This window comes from Exiguobacterium qingdaonense (genome assembly GCF_018617855.1).
Taxonomy (GTDB): Bacteria; Bacillota; Bacilli; order Exiguobacteriales; family Exiguobacteriaceae; genus Exiguobacterium; species Exiguobacterium qingdaonense.
The window spans coordinates 417,384-433,258 of sequence record NZ_JACSKY010000001.1; the positions used below are offsets into that span (position 1 = coordinate 417,384).

15 protein-coding genes are annotated in these 15,875 nt (G+C 47.6%); 2 read left to right on the top strand and 13 right to left on the bottom strand.

Annotated features, from left to right (window positions below; genetic code table 11):
- Positions 1-75 precede the first annotated feature (75 nt).
- Positions 76-438 (top strand): YugN family protein, encoded by a 363-nt coding sequence (locus KNP00_RS02105; RefSeq protein ID WP_215141783.1) that lies wholly within the window; start codon positions 76-78, stop codon positions 436-438.
- A 199-nt stretch (positions 439-637) separates the two neighbouring features.
- On the opposite strand, the gene KNP00_RS02110 is transcribed toward KNP00_RS02105, so the two are convergent.
- The 9 genes from KNP00_RS02110 to cyoE all read right to left on the bottom strand — a co-directional run bounded on the left by KNP00_RS02110 (position 638) and on the right by cyoE (position 7,961).
- Positions 638-913 carry a hypothetical protein gene (locus tag KNP00_RS02110; protein ID WP_215141784.1) on the bottom strand — a complete coding sequence of 92 codons (276 nt, stop codon included), beginning with the start codon at positions 911-913 and terminating at the stop codon, positions 638-640.
- A gap of 5 nt (positions 914-918) precedes the next feature.
- Positions 919-1,533 carry an SCO family protein gene (locus KNP00_RS02115; protein WP_215141785.1) on the bottom strand — a complete coding sequence of 205 codons (615 nt, stop codon included), beginning with the start codon at positions 1,531-1,533 and terminating at the stop codon, positions 919-921.
- 21 nt (positions 1,534-1,554) lie between these two features.
- A complete protein-coding gene (locus tag KNP00_RS02120; protein WP_215141786.1) occupies positions 1,555-2,016 on the bottom strand; it encodes a DUF420 domain-containing protein in 462 nt (153 codons plus the stop codon).
- A 23-nt stretch (positions 2,017-2,039) separates the two neighbouring features.
- A complete protein-coding gene (locus tag KNP00_RS02125) occupies positions 2,040-2,963 on the bottom strand; it encodes a cytochrome c oxidase assembly protein (protein WP_215141788.1) in 924 nt (307 codons plus the stop codon).
- Positions 2,964-3,097: 134 nt separating this feature from the next.
- Complete coding sequence (locus KNP00_RS02130) at positions 3,098-3,427, bottom strand: cytochrome C oxidase subunit IV family protein (RefSeq protein WP_215141790.1); 330 nt, start codon at positions 3,425-3,427, stop codon at positions 3,098-3,100.
- Position 3,428: 1 nt separating this feature from the next.
- A complete protein-coding gene (locus KNP00_RS02135) occupies positions 3,429-4,055 on the bottom strand; it encodes a cytochrome (ubi)quinol oxidase subunit III (protein WP_215141792.1) in 627 nt (208 codons plus the stop codon).
- Positions 4,056-5,924 carry a cytochrome c oxidase subunit I gene (gene ctaD, locus KNP00_RS02140; protein WP_215142270.1) on the bottom strand — a complete coding sequence of 623 codons (1,869 nt, stop codon included), beginning with the start codon at positions 5,922-5,924 and terminating at the stop codon, positions 4,056-4,058. It lies immediately after the preceding gene.
- 38 nt (positions 5,925-5,962) lie between these two features.
- Positions 5,963-6,940, bottom strand: a complete 978-nt coding sequence (gene coxB, locus KNP00_RS02145; RefSeq protein ID WP_215142272.1) for a cytochrome c oxidase subunit II — start codon at positions 6,938-6,940, stop codon at positions 5,963-5,965.
- Positions 6,941-7,040: 100 nt separating this feature from the next.
- Positions 7,041-7,961: a heme o synthase gene (gene cyoE, locus KNP00_RS02150; RefSeq protein WP_215141794.1), complete on the bottom strand. Its 921-nt coding sequence runs from the start codon at positions 7,959-7,961 to the stop codon at positions 7,041-7,043.
- Between the two features lie 333 nt (positions 7,962-8,294).
- Here cyoE and KNP00_RS02155 point away from each other — a divergent pair, with 333 nt between their 5' ends.
- On the top strand, positions 8,295-9,200 hold the full coding sequence (locus KNP00_RS02155) for a COX15/CtaA family protein (RefSeq protein WP_215141797.1): 906 nt from the start codon (positions 8,295-8,297) through the stop codon (positions 9,198-9,200).
- A gap of 76 nt (positions 9,201-9,276) precedes the next feature.
- Here KNP00_RS02155 and KNP00_RS02160 read toward each other — a convergent pair whose 3' ends face one another.
- The 4 genes from KNP00_RS02160 to KNP00_RS02175 form a co-directional block, all read right to left on the bottom strand.
- Positions 9,277-10,629, bottom strand: a complete 1,353-nt coding sequence (locus tag KNP00_RS02160; RefSeq protein ID WP_215141799.1) for a cryptochrome/photolyase family protein — start codon at positions 10,627-10,629, stop codon at positions 9,277-9,279.
- Positions 10,630-10,682: 53 nt separating this feature from the next.
- Positions 10,683-14,117, bottom strand: coding sequence for a pyruvate carboxylase (locus KNP00_RS02165; protein WP_215141801.1), 3,435 nt, complete (start codon positions 14,115-14,117; stop codon positions 10,683-10,685).
- Positions 14,118-14,153: 36 nt separating this feature from the next.
- Positions 14,154-15,389 (bottom strand): FtsW/RodA/SpoVE family cell cycle protein, encoded by a 1,236-nt coding sequence (locus tag KNP00_RS02170; RefSeq protein WP_215141803.1) that lies wholly within the window; start codon positions 15,387-15,389, stop codon positions 14,154-14,156.
- Positions 15,390-15,475: 86 nt separating this feature from the next.
- Positions 15,476-15,754: an Fpa/YlaN family protein gene (locus KNP00_RS02175; protein ID WP_215141805.1), complete on the bottom strand. Its 279-nt coding sequence runs from the start codon at positions 15,752-15,754 to the stop codon at positions 15,476-15,478.
- Positions 15,755-15,875 lie beyond the last annotated feature (121 nt).

Below are 15,875 nucleotides of genomic sequence, written 5' to 3' on the forward strand. Positions count from 1 at the left end.
AACACACGTTATTCCAAGAATGTTTTTGAATATGGTATGATGACATATGAGGTTTATTCGAAAAGGGGGATTATGATGAAATTTGAGCAGTTCCACATCGAGGGAAAAGAAATCCGCTTTGGTTTGCTCGAGACGATCATGGATCATCATCATTTCATCCGTGAGGGTGCTTGGGATTATGAGCGTGCCACGTATGATATGAAATATGAGAAACAATCGACTGGCGAAACGTTTTACCTTCGCTTACCTGTATACGCCATTGAAGGTCAAATCGAAGATCGTCACGCTGTTGTCAAAATGCTCACGCCTATTTTAGGAAAGCATTACTATCCACACGGTGTCGAATACGATGAGGTCTTCCCAGAAGAAATCGTCCGCGACTGTGAGCGTCGTCTCACAGCACTTGCTGAAACACTAGAAGTCAAACCCCTTGCATAAGCGGTCGACACTGGAAAACTCAAAATAATTTTGAACAGAGGAGCGTCGTCCCAACGAGGGATGACGCTCCTCTGTTTTCTTTACCTTTAGAACGCATTTCTTGAGGGCGGTTCTTGTTTCTGCAAATCTGTATGTCCGCAGCGATTCGCAACAACGTTTTTAAAAGCCCGCAAAAGCTAAAACGCTTCTGCGGGCTTTCTCAATCGGTTGCGATGACGGTCAACGTCACATCGACCTGACCGAGCAACAAATCAAATTGGTCTCGAACATAGCGATACAATCGTTCCGCCTCGGCGAGTGATCCACGTACAATCAATTGATAATCATAGTGGTCTTTCGATCGTGACACGACCTTCACTTCTTTCAAACCGAACTCAATCGCGCTACATGCGATTAAATCTTCAATCGCCCGTTCCGCTATCGTCACGTCGCCATACGAATAATCGTTTCCAATTACTGCCATCGTATCGTTCATCGTGTTCACTCCTTTTCATTCGCGAGCACTTTTACGTCCTCCATGATTGATTCGATATCGACTGGGTCATCCCCTGCCGTCGCCATTTGGGCGACAGCGCGGACATCATGATGACGGTCGATGACGTACATCGTCGTCGCATGGGTCACGAGCCCACTGTTCGCCTTCGAATAGTAAAACTGGAGTTGACGCGTGATGCGGTCTATGTCCACTTGGTCCCCGGTCAACATCTTCCATCCGGTCGGCTCGGCCTGGAACGCTTCCCCGTAGTTTTTAAGAACAGGTATGGTGTCCACTTCCGGGTCGACTGTAATCGCAACGAGTTCTACATCCGTTCCATATAACCCTTCCGCTTTCAACTTCTCTTCAAGTTTCATATAATCACGCAACGTGAGCGGACAAATATCTGGGCAGTTCGTATAGAAAAACGACACGACTTTTACTTTTCCATTGTCAGAGTCGTATGTCTCTTCATTCAAGGCATTCATCAACGTGAATGGCGTCGGCTCTTGAATGACAGGTAAATCGTCTTGCTTAAAGAATAAGAAATACACCGATACGCCGATGACGACAAGTGTCAAGACGGTCAGACCGACCGTCATATAGCTATTACGTTTCATTCAGCTCTCCCTCTCTATGAATCATCCTCCGATTATCGCGCGGAATACGTTTGTCGTTTCGCCTGGTTCAAACGCTACATAGAGAAGGATATAAACGGTTACACCGGTAATTGCTGTGAAAAACCATACGACCGATGCTTTCGGGCCGATCTTACGATGTTTTTCAACTTTGTTTTTATAGCCGAGGTACAATGTGATCAATCCAAGAATGCCACCTGTCGTCGCGAGTAAGATATGGAAGATCATAAAGCCGAGGTAATATGGTTTTATTGAATCAGGACCTCCAAAAGCAGTGTTACCGACAAAAATCGTGCGTGAGACATAAAGAATGAAGAACGTAGTCGCTGCAACCGCAGCAGCTGTCATCACTTTTTTATGTTTTTCGATGTTGCTACGATCTTTTGCAATGATCACCCATCCGATGGCGACTAGAATCGCGCTGATGACGATGAATGTCACACTAATTAAGGCAAGATAGTTCATCAATGTTTCCCCTTTTATTCTAATTAATTTTTTTCATTCGTTTCTTGCGGAGTAAATGACATGCCTTCGTCAATAGCAAGGGACTTCGTTCGACGGACCCAACCGAAGAACGTCCAACCGAAGAAGAAGCCGTACACAATTTCTTGACCGAGCTTCATCAAAACCCCGCCAAAGCGTTGATCCTCGAGCGCATCGTTCGTCGCCCCCATCAGTGCCTCTAAATTAATCCCTGACACATCTCCGTTCGGTAGACAGTACCCGAGTACCGTCGCAAACGTTTGAATGTCTGTATATGCATTGTAGAGTGTCGATTGACTAAAAATAATGAGCGCACAGGCAGGTGTCAACAATACACCGTTGGCGATAATGTACACCATTCGTTTCAAATCAGACATCCCCTCTTCCTCGTCCGAGACGAGAGGAACAATTACGGGATACCACATCGTCAAACTGAAGACGACTAGTGCACCGTGAAAGATGCGATGGACGCTATAATTTGTCAAGACGTAGTCAAATACGACGGGCATGTGATAAATCGAGAATAGTGCATTGAATAAAATAAGCGCAATGAGTGGATACGTCAAAAACTTGAATAGCGGTCCAATCACTTTGAAGTTAAGTACTTTTTCAAATACCCAATATGGTAGTCCGTAAATGACAAGTGCAGGTGCCAAAATATAGACGAGCACCATTTGGAACATATGCACCGATAAGATGATATGCGCCAATACATCAATCGGACTTCCGAAACCGATATAGTACAATACAATCGCAAACAGCATACTAAACTTTTGCAATAACGTGGTCGAGGCATATCCTCGCTTCGCCATTCGTTCTGTCACGACGGCGTATAAAACATAAATCCCGACCATAAGCAATCCGAACAGCGGACTCCATAACGTGAGCCAATCAAATTGATTGAGCAGCTCCGACGTATTCCAGAGCATCCGTTCACCCCTTTTCTTTCTCTCCCTAACCTTTGAAACCGTTCACTTCAAGATTACTATTCATTCATTTTTGAAGTAAAGGAAAAAGGACCGAATCATCTGTGTTTCCACAGAAGTTCAATCCTTTGTCACAATTACCAAATGAGTAGGCGAAGTGCAGCGACCGTGATGATGGCGATGAAAATACCTAACCACATCATACCGACGATCCACGTATTCCCACGATTATTCATATGCATGAAGATATACAGTTGTAGGAAGACTTGAATGACCGCCAAGATGATCAAGAAACCTCCTGCCGCCCAAACCGGCATGAGTTCCGCATATACGGCCCCGAACGCCACGAACGTGAGTAAAATCATCATCGCAAAACTAATCAATTGGAGTTGATATTCACGTTTTGATTCTGCTTTCACTTCAAGCTCTAACTGTTTGTGTGATTCGTTCATTGATCGTTTTTCCATATTAGCTCACCATCCCTAAGAGGTAGACGATTGAGAAGATGAAGACCCAAACAACATCGATAAAGTGCCAGTACAGACTCGATACATAAAACTTTGGAGCGTTATATACATCGATCGGTCGGTTCCAGTTGCGAATCAACAAGGTAGCAATCCAAAGTAGACCGAACGTGACGTGCGCGCCGTGGAAGCCGACGAGTGTATAGAAGGCTGAACCGAATGCGCTCGACGTGAACGTGTGACCGATGTGATAGTAGTGGATGAACTCATAAATCTCTGCGCCAAGGAAACCGGCCCCTAGAAGGAGAGTCACAATCAACCAAAATTTCATTCGTCCTGGATTGTTCGCTTTCATGTTCATCATCGCAAGAACACTAGTGAGTGAACTTGTGAGGAGGAGCATCGTCATGATGAAGACGAGCCCCATTTCAAAGATATTATATGAGCGTAGCTCCTCTGGCGCACCAGAGTTCAATAGACCGACATACGTTCCAAAGAGCGAGGCGAAAAGGACCGTCTCCCCGCCAAGGAAGAACCAGAAGGCCACATATTTATTTTTCCCTTCCAGCGTTGCTTTCTCTGGATTAGCCGGGATACCGGTTACCGGGTGTTTTTCAACTGCATGTGCCATTTATTGTTCTCCTTTCTCACGAATCGCTTTCAAGTCTGCTTCGACTTGTGACTTCGGAATGTAATAGCCATGATCATCAATCCAAGAGCGTAAGAACATCGAGACAAACGTGACGACCAAACCGAAACCAATCAAGACCCAGCCTAACACATCGTTGTCAACACGGAAGATTGCTCCGAGTCCTGCGATGAAGAGACCGAGGGACATGAAGAACGGGATGAGCGAGTTGTTCGGCATATGGATATCCGAAACTTCTTCAGCGACTGACACGCGTTTGTTACCTGCCATTTTCTCGAGCCAGAACGTATCGAGTCCTTTGACGAGTGGTGTCTGTGCAAAGTTGTACTCTGGAGTCGGGACAGGGAGTGTCCACTCGAGCGTACGTCCGTCTTCCCAATGGTCTGGTTTGACGAGTTCTTTAGACATGAAGGCTTTCACGACAGCGATGAGCAAGATGATCGTTGACACACCCATGAAGAAGGCACCGATCGTCGAAAGCAAGTTGAGCGTATCCCAACCTTGATCTCCAAGGTATGTGAAGACTCGACGTGGCATACCGAACAATCCGAGGAAATGTTGCGGGAAGAACGTCAAGTGGAATCCGATAAAGAACAACCAGAACTGCCAGTAACCAAGCTTTTCAGAAAGGGCTTTTCCGAACATGAGCGGGAACCAGTAGTAAAGTCCTGCGAAGAGACCGTATACAACCCCACCTACGATAACGTAGTGGAAGTGAGCGACAACGAAGTAGCTGTCATGGTACTGATAGTCAGCCGGTGCGACTGAGAGCATAACCCCTGTCATCCCACCTACGAGGAATGAAGGAATGAACGCGACTGAGTAAAGCATGGCGACGTTAAATTTAATTTGACCGCCCCACAGTGTGAAGAGCCAGTTAAAGATTTTAACACCGGTCGGTACGGCGATCGCCATCGTCGCAACAGCGAAGATCGAGTTGGCAACCGGCCCAAGACCGACTGTGAACATGTGGTGAACCCAGACCATGAATCCGAGGAACCCGATGAGCATCGTTGCAAACACCATCGTCGTGTAACCGAAGAGGCGTTTACGCGCAAATGTCGGAATGATTTCCGAGAAAATACCGAATGCCGGTAAAATCAAGATGTATACTTCCGGGTGACCGAAAATCCAGAAAAGGTGTTCCCAGATGACGACGTTACCGCCCATCGCCGGGTTGAAGTATACTGCTCCGAAGAGACGTTCGAACATGAGCATGAACAATCCGACCGTGAGTGGCGGGAATGCGAAGACGATCAATGCCGAGGCAACGAAAGTCGTCCATGTGAATAGCGGCATGCGCATGAGTTTCATTCCTGGCGCACGCATGTTCAAAATCGTGACGAGGAAGTTGATTCCGGCCATCAATGAACCGAAACCAGAAATTTGAAGCCCTAGGGCGTAGAAGTCTACCCCTGTCGCTTCTGGTTGTGTCGAGAGTGGTGCATAAGCCGTCCAACCCGCGTTCGGTGCTGCTCCGAAGAACCAGCTCAAGTTAAGCATGACCCCACCGAAGAAGAACAACCAAAAACCTAATGAGTTAATGAACGGGAACGCTACGTCGCGTGCCCCGATTTGAAGTGGTACGACAGCGTTCATGAACCCGAACAACATCGGCATGGCCGCTAGGAAAATCATCGTCGTCCCGTGCATCGTAATCAATTGGTTAAATGTCTCACCGCTGACAAAATCGTTCATCGGACGAACGAGTTGCCAACGAATCAGTAATGCTTCAATCCCACCGAGAAGGAGGAAGAAGATTCCTGAGAACAAATACAAAATACCGATCTTTTTGTGGTCAACCGTCGTAATCCAATCCATGAGGCCATTGTATTTACGCGATTGCTGCATTGCAGTGGTCTGTGCCACGTGAAATCCCCCTTTTCCCGTTAGTCAATCTTCTGCTCATACAAGAAGTCAACGAGTGCGTCTAATTCTTCGTTGCTGATTTGACCTTCATTGAAACCTGGCATGAGAGCCCCTTGTTTCATCTCTTGCGGATCGCGAATCCATTCTTTCAACTTCTCTTCATTGTTTTCGAGATAGCCCGCAAGCCATTCACGATCGCCGAAGTTCGTTAAACTTGGTGCGACTTTACCGCCACCGTGACAGCTCAAGCAGCTTTCAACATACACTTCTTCACCTAAAGTCAAGTTCGTGTTGTCTGCGACAAGATTCTCACTATTCTCGTCCTGTTTTGCTTTCATGTCTGTAAGCCACTGGTCGTACTCTTCTTGCTCGAGCGCGATGACTTTAAAGTCCATGAGGGCATGTGACGGACCACAGAGCTCCGCACATTTTCCGTAGTAAGTACCTGGTTCATTTGCATGTAACCACATTTCGTTATCAAGTCCTGGGTTCGTATCCGTTTTACCAGACAAAGCCGGTACCCAGAATGAGTGAATGACGTCTTTTGACGTCAAGTTGATGCCGACTCGTTTTCCGACCGGGATCACGAGCTCTTGACCTGTCACAACCCCTGCTTCTGGATATTCAAACTCCCACCAGTACAAGTTTGCTGTAACGTTGATTTCCTCTTCTTTTTTCGCATCTTTCACTTCCGCGAGTTCGACGGTCGTCGTGATCGTCGGCACGGCGAGAATGATGAGAAGGATGATTGGAACGACCGTCCAAATCATCTCGAGTGTACTGCTACCTTCAACCTGTTTCGGAATCGATTCATCTTTCCGACGGAACTTCATGAGTACATACACGTAAATGACCGATACGATGATGAGTACGAAGAGCATGATCGCCAAACTGATGAGAATGATTCGGAGCTGAAGCTCAGCTCCTTCTCCCATCGGCTTCAATGCAGACAATCCCTCTTGACCGCAACCTGACAACAGGACTGCGAACATCATCATCGGGACGATGCCAAACAGAAGCTTCTTAAATGATTTCACAACAATCCCCACTTTCTCCCAAAATGATGTGTAATGGTTTTCTGTATAGTGAGCGTGGTCATCAGAGTGCTGTCAAAATCAGCGCGATAATCCACACCACTAAATAAATTAATGAAAAGAAGAACATTTTGTTCGCCCACTTAATTTCATCCTCGGCATTGAACCCTTTCAATCCGAGATACAACCAGTAGCCCCCTAAACCGGCTGCGACTGTCAAGTAGACGAGACCGTAATGCATAAATAAGAGCGATGCCGGAATCAGTGTCGCAATCCACCAAATGATTTGTCTTTTCGTAATGGCGAATCCGTTCACGACCGGAAGCATCGGAATGCCTGCTGCGCGATACTCTTCCGTTCGTCGCATCGCGAGCGCCAGAAAGTGCGGTGGTTGCCATAGGAACATGACAAGGAACATGAGCCACGCATCGATATGAAGCGCCGGGTCGAGCGCTGCCCAACCGATGAGCGGTGGCACCGCTCCGGAAATACTACCGACGACCGTATTGAGCGTACTCGTACGCTTTAGCCACATCGTATAAATCACGACATAAAAAAATGCCCCGATTAAACCGAATACTGCAGCAATGTACGATACAAGGAGCAATAATAGTGTTCCGATGGCAAGTTGTGTCAATCCAAGGAGTAAAATCTTCTCTCCTGAAATCTTGCCGGTCACACTCGGTCGATTGTCCGTACGATCCATCAAGTAATCGATATCCCGGTCCACAAAGTTGTTTAGGTAACAACTACCCGAAATGACGAGTGCGCTTCCTAACATCGTTAATAAGAGCTGAGGCCAAACTTCAAACAAGTAAAGGACTGGCGTATCGCTCTGATACGTCGCTGCTACGAAGAATCCTGCAAACACCAACAACAGGTTGGCTCGCACAATTCCCATTTTCGCTAAGGCGACGTAATCTCGGAATGACGTAGACTCTGTATACTCTACATCCACGGTCATTCCTGGGTTGACTTTTGTCATACTGACCCCCCCACATAATCACGAAATCCTCGCATTCTCTTCACAGAAAAAACACAATATGAACAAAATACACTTAACTCTCTACAAAGATACCATATTTTTTTATAAAATACGCCCTTTATGCTTGTGAAATAGCGAGTTTTTTGTGTCAATAGTGTGATGTTTGTCACACCATATTTGCTTTGCTAATATTAGAATAACGTTTTTGATAACGATTGCAAGCTTTTCCATTTCGTTTTTTGAAAGGAAAGCCGTATAATAAGTATGGCGAAAAAAATATAAATACACAAGGTACATCTTAAGCTGATTTTGATTAGAAGCAGGTGGTAATGAATGCATAAAAAACTCGCATTTTTCTCAGGGTTTGTCACCCTTGGGATGATGCTCGTCCTCATCATGGGTGGAACTGTGACGAAGACGGATTCAGGGGATGGGTGTGGCACTGACTGGCCACTATGTCACGGAAAATTAATTCCGACCAACCCGAGCGTCGAAACGATGATCGAATACAGTCACCGGGTCGTTTCCGGCATCGAAGGGCTACTCATCATCGCGCTCACAATTTGGACGTTTATCGCCGTCAAACATCGTATCGATGTGAAGATCTTTGCATTTCTAGCATTTATCTTTATGCTCATCCAATCCATCATCGGAGCAGGGGCGGTCATTTGGCAACAATCGGATGCCATCTTAGCTTTACATTTTGGGATATCGCTCGTCTCGTTTGCATCCCTGTTAATTTTGACGATTCTGCTATTCGAGGATGAACGGGAACATAAAGTCGTAACGAAACAGTTGAGATCCCATCTTTACGGTCTTTCGATTTACACGATGATTGTCGTCTACACTGGCGCGTACGTCCGACATTTAGGGGCTACGTATGCTTGTGTCGGTTGGCCGATTTGTGACCAAAGCGTGTGGACGTTTGAATCTTATGTTCAAATGGGACACCGAGTGATGGCGGGATTGCTCGTCTTCTATACGCTATATGTTCTCTATCTTGCCCGAAAAGAGACGAATCAGTTAATCGAACGCGGCATGATGGCGTCGCTCTTCTTCATCCTTCTCCAAGTCGGAACAGGGGCATGGATTGTACTCGGTGGACATGCAACGTATGTTCCACTCCTTCACGCATTTTTGATTACGTGTTATTTCGGTATCCTATCATACCTTTCTTACCACGCTTATCGGTCGACAGTTCGACAAGACCGGGCACACTTAAAGGACATGAACGGATAAGCCACAAAAGCGCCAACGAACTGAACCGTTGAAGTTTTTTCATCTCACTTCAACGGTTCGATTCGGCGCTTTTTTGTTACAACGCTTTAAATCGTTCAAGAGCACGCTCTCTCGCTTCTTTATGGTCGACGATCGGCATCGCATAATCTTCTCGCTCAGATGGGTCGGGAAAGTGAATCGACTTGTCTGACATATGTTTGAGTTCAGGTACATACTTCCGAATGAACGTCCCCTCTGGGTCAAAGCGCTCCGACTGGGTCGTCGGATTGAAGATACGGAAATAAGGCACGGCATCGGTTCCGACCGAGGCGGCCCATTGCCATCCACCGATGTTCGATGCCGCCTCGTAGTCAATCAGCTTCCGCTCGAAGTAACGCTCCCCTTTCCGCCAATCGAGAAGAAGGTGCTTCGTCAAGAACGATGCGACAATCATACGAAGGCGGTTGTGCATCCAACCGGTCTCATTCAATTGACGCATCGCCGCATCGACGATCGGATAACCGGTCTCTCCTTGGCACCACTTTTCAAACTGTTCAGCATCATCTTCCCAGTCGAGCGATTTATACTTGTCGTTGAACGGCTCATCTTTCAGTCCTTTGAACTTCGCCATCACCATGTAATAAAACTCGCGCCACAACAGTTCATCGAAATACGTGTCGCGCCCTTTTGATTTGTTAGCGGACAGCACCTGCTCGGTGATGGTACGAATCGACAACACCCCGGTCCGTAAGTATGGGGATAATCGGCTCGTCCCGGCGATGCTCGGAATGTCACGCTTTTCATCATAATCGACCATGCGATCGTTGACGAAGCGGGTCAATCGTTTCTTCGCCTCGGTCTCTCCTAACCCTTTCCAATCCCGCTCACAGCGTTTGAACAAGTCTTTCAGTTCACTCGGCTCCTCATTTTTCGAGCTGATGACACGTGTCAAACGATCGACATCGACATCGTACGGTTTTGGCGGCTGTTCGGCATATGCCGCTTTTTTGAACGGGGTGAACACCTTATACGGATCACCGTTCTTCGTGTTGAACGCATCTGGATGAAACAGATGCCGGTCGAGGAGGCGTACGACTTTCACGTCTTCACCAAGTGCCTCGATGACGCGATCGTCGCGCTGTTTGAACGGTTCCACATACTCCGCATTGAAGTAAAGCACGTCAATCTCTCCGAGTTGTTTCACGAACGCATCCTCCGTCTCGGCGACGAGAACGCGAAGTCCTAACCCCTTCGCCTCTAAATCATCCATGAACACACGCATCGTTGAGAAAAAATAGTCATGACGAACCTCAAACGGGTCACAATATTTTGGATTCAGCCAAAATACGAAAGCGAGGTCATCGCCTTCTTCCACGTCTTTCAAGGCACGATGCAACATGTGATTGTCTGTCAGTCTAAAGTCCGATCGGAACCAACATACTCGTTTCATGATTTCCACTCCTATCTACAAAAAAGAAGCATAGCGAACTATGCTTCTTTTGATTATACAAATTCAATCAACAAGTCGTCACTTTGTATTGTGTCGCCTTCTTTAATATGGATGGCTTTAATCTCACCATCTTGCGCTGCTTGAATCGTCGTCTCCATTTTCATCGCTTCTGTGACGAGCAGTTGCTCTCCACGATGGACACGACTTCCCGGCTCAACCAACACTTTCAAGACGGAACCTGGCATCGATGCCCCGACTTGTTTCGAGTTCGAACGATCCACTTTCGGACGGCTCGTCGCCTGTGACTTGACGTTCACGTCTTTGATTTCAATCTCACGCGGTACACCGTTCATCTCATAGGACACGAGACGAACCCCATCTTCATTCGCCGCACTGACTTGAACGAGCTTGATGATTAACGTCTTTCCTGTCTCAATCTCAACATGAATCGTCTCTCCGACGTTTAGTCCGTAGAAGAATGTCAACGTATCGAGAACGGATACGTCACCGTATGTCGTCGTATGTTTGATGTAGTCTTCGTACACTTTCGGATAGAGCGCGTGGGCGAGCAGTTCGAAATCTGTGACCGGTCTTTCGAATTTCTCGAATAAATCTTGACGTGCAGACTCAAAGTCATACGGCTTGATCAGTTTACCTGGACGAACGTTGAGTGGTTCTTCCCCTTTCAATATGACCTCGCGGACATCTTTCGGGAACCCACCTGGAGGCGTCCCCAGCTCACCACGCATCATTTCGACGACCGAGTCCGGGAAGTCTAGTTGATGACCACGCGTCATCACGTCATCTTCCGTCAAGTTATGTTGAACCATGAAGAGTGCCATATCGCCGACGACTTTTGAAGACGGCGTCACCTTGACGATATCACCAAACAACATGTTGACTCGGGCATACATCGCCTTCACTTCTCCCCAACGGTCTCCAAGTCCGACTGCTTTCGCCTGTTGCTGAAGGTTCGAGTATTGTCCACCTGGCATCTCATGTTCGTACACGGAAGGATGTGGTGCGCGCATATCGCTTTCAAACGGTTCGTAGTTGTGACGAACGTCTTGCCAGTAGTCGCTAATGACCTCATATTGTTTCGGGTCCACTTTCGGCTGGCGCGCATGATGATTGAGCGCGTAGACCAAACTTCCACCTGAAGGTTGTGACGTCATTCCCGACAGCGAGCTCGCAGCAACGTCAACGATGTCGACACCCGCATCAGTCGCACGGGCATATGTGAAGATCCCGTTCCCTGAAGCATCGTGTGTGTGCAAGTGAATCGGTAAATCGACCGCGTCTTTCAATGCCGATACGAGCGCATATGCCGACTCCGGTTTCAAGAGTCCGGCCATGTCTTTAATCGCGAGAATATGGGCACCGCTCGCCTCTAATTTCTTCGCAAGGTCGATATAGTACGGCAAGTGATATTTCGGACGGTTGCCGTCATACAAATCTCCCGTATAACAAATGGCCGCTTCAGCGACTTTCCCAGTAGGTAAAGTTGCATCAATCGCAAGTTGAATCGATTCTAAGTTATTGAGACTATCAAAGATTCGGAACACATCAACGCCTGCATATGCCGCTTCGTGTACGAACTTCTCGATGACGTTGTCAGCATAGTTTTTATACCCGACCGCGTTCGCGCCGCGTAGCAACATTTGAATCAAGACGTTCGGCATCTTCTCCCGAAGCTTCATGAGACGAACCCACGGGTCTTCTGACAAGAAGCGGTATGCGACATCGAACGTCGCCCCACCCCACGCCTCGACCGAGAACAATTCTGGCATGAGTTTACTCGTCGGCTCCGCGATGTTGAGAATGTCTTGCGTCCGCATGCGCGTCGCGAGCAATGACTGATGCGCATCTCGCATCGTCGTGTCCGTCAACAACAGTTCTGGTTGCTGTTTGATCCAGTCCGAGAGTCCGTTCGGTCCGAGTTCCGTCAAGATTTGTTTCGATCCGGGTTTTGCTTCTGCCGGCAAGTCTTGAGGGATGCGCACCGAGCGACTGATCGGCTTGTCTTTCAGCCCGACTCCCGGGAATCCGTTCACCGTGACATCGCCGATATAGTTCAACAACTTCGTACCACGGTCTTTCCGTTTCGGGAAGACGAAGAGTTCGGGCGTTTCATCGATGAATGACGTGTTGTAATCGCCGTTGATGAAGTTCGGATGCTTCATCACGTTGATCAAGAACGGAATGTTCGTCTTGATGCCGCGAATGCGGAACTCATTCAAGTTTCGTACCATTTTCGAGGCAGCCTGCTCGAACGTCATGCCGTGAGTCGACAGTTTCACGAGGAGCGAGTCATAGTACGGCGAAATCTCTGCGCCGACGTATGCGTTCCCGCCGTCGAGACGGACGCCAAAACCACCCGGTGAACGATACGCCATAATTTTCCCTGTATCCGGCATGAAATTGTTACCTGGGTCTTCTGACGTGACACGTGATTGAATCGCATAGCCGAGGAGTTTAATGTCCTCTTGCTTCGGCATATGAATCATGTCGCCGTGGAGCGACTCTCCTTGGGCGATCATTAATTGCGTCTGAACGATATCGAATCCTGTCACCATCTCTGTGATCGTATGTTCCACTTGAATACGCGGGTTGACCTCGATGAAGTAGAAGGATTCATCTTCTGTCACTAAAAATTCTACCGTTCCGGCATTGACGTATCCGACATGGCGCATGAGTTGGACGGCCGCATCGCAAATCGCTTGTCGCGACGCATCAGACAACGTCACACACGGCGCCACTTCGACAACTTTTTGGTGACGACGTTGGACCGAACAGTCACGTTCGAACAAGTGGATGATATGTCCGTGCTCATCCCCGAGGATTTGGACCTCGATATGCTTCGGACGCTCAACGAGTTTTTCTATGTACACTTCATCGGAACCGAACGCTTGCTTCGCTTCTGATTTCGCGCGCTCAATCAAATCTCTCATTTCGGCTTCTGTGCGAATGACGCGCATCCCACGTCCACCGCCACCCATCGCCGCTTTCACCATAAGCGGGAATCCGTGTTCGTTCGCGAACGCCTCTGCGTCCGCATATGATGTGAGTGGTCCATCCGAACCAGGAATGACGGGAAGACCCGCGGCAATCGCACTTTGACGAGCACGCACCTTATCCCCGAACGCATGCAAGTGCGACTCGTGTGGACCGACGAAGATGATTCCTTCTTCACGGCAACGACGTGCGAGCTCGATGTTTTCCGAAAGGAATCCATACCCTGGATGAATGGCATCACTATCCGACTCTTTAGCGATACGAATGACATCCTCGATATCGAGGTACGCATCAATCGGCTTCTTATCCACTCCAATCAAGTAGGCCTCATCAGCTTTAAAACGATGCAATGAGCCGCTATCTTCTTGTGAATAGACGGCCACTGTCCGAATCCCTAGCTCTGTCGCCGCTCGAAATACCCGAATGGCAATCTCCCCGCGGTTTGCAACAAGTAACTTTTTAATTGGTTTCAAATGAAATCCCCCCACTAATGAAATTGAATATTGTCATTACCTTACAACGTGAATTGAAGAATGTCTGACGTTTTCTTCCGACTTCACCCGAATTTCTTCTCGTCTCGTTGCTTCCCGATGACGATTTCGCATCGAAATACTACTGAGTACCCCGAGGACCCCCATCATCATGATGAGCGATGTCCCTCCATAACTGACGAGTGGCAAAGTGACCCCCGTCCCTGGGAACCAACCGGACATCGCACCGATATTAATGGCCGTTTGAATGATGATTTGTGACGCAATACCAAACGAGACGAACATCGCGAAGTGGCTATCCGCATGGTTGGCAATGTGGATGGCGCGAAACGCGATAAAGAAGAGTAGTACCAACACCGTCAATACACCGAAAAAACCTAACTCTTCAGCGATGATTGCCATAATATAGTCCGTTTCAGGTTCAGGTAGATAGCCATACTTCTGAAAGCTGTTTCCGAGCCCGACGCCGGTCAATCCGCCGTGCACAATCGAAACGATTGACATGAGCAGTTGATGACCATATCCTTCTGGGTCCATGAATGGGTTGAACACGACTTCAATCCGGCTTCGTTGATTTTCAGAGAAGATGGTCGTGAACAGTAAGAAAACAGAACCAACTCCCGCTAGTATTCCGGGAATCAAAATCCGAAGCGGCGCCCCGACACCGAACCACATGAGCAACATGATGGAACCGAGAACGAACAGCCCTCCCATGTCCGGTTGACCATTGATGGCGATTGCGTATAGCGAAAAGTAAAAGAGGACGGGGACTAAAAAGAATGCACCGATTTGGGCACGCCATCCTTTTTTCACAATCGCCGCTCGGGCCAATCGTCCGGGCAGACCTTTCATTTCATTATTCCATAACTCATGATAGTAGTTCGCAAGTAAAATAATGAGAACGAACTTGGCAATCTCAACCGGCTGGATCGTAAACCCGCCGATGATGAGCCAGGCACGCGCCCCGTTCAGTGGTGGCATTGCCCATGTGACGAACAACAAGATCACCGACACGGCATAGAGACCGAGTCGAAACCCCTTTTTTCGAAACATCTCATAGCGGAACAACGTCGCAATCAAATAGACGAAAATTCCGATGCCGACATAGACGAGCTGACGATAGAACAAACTGCTATTTGCATAATCCCCACGATTCCAAACGCTCGCGCTATAGATCATGATGGAGCTGAGCCCTACGAGCAAGAGCACGGACAGAAACAACGCAAAATCAAAATACCGAAACCGTGTTTTCATGTATTCACTTCCTTATGTAAAACAATCCGACAACCCTTATAAAAAAATACTCAAACAGCGCCACTTGCACAGTTTGAGTATAAGGTTCATAATTCTGAAGCTTCTGCCAAGGCAGATAACTTTTGTTCCAATGAATCGAGCAGTCCTTTACCTTCAATGTCTGAAATGAGTCCAAGACGAACCGCAAAATCAATTTGGCGCGATAGTCCAAACATATGTGTATCAAGCACCTCTTCATAAAGCGGGCACTTCGGCATTTTCAGGTTTTCTAACTGCACTTCAATCAGACAACGGATTTTTTCAGCATCCGACTCCAGTAATTGAAGCGCTTGCTCCCGTTGGATTGCAGCCAAATTTGTCGCCACTACGACCCCTCCTCCGTACGATGACAGACTGTTTGTCATAACTCAACTGTACATTATCTTTCATCATAATTCAATGTACAGTATGAATGAACGCGACATTCTTCCTCTTTTCCATTTTACG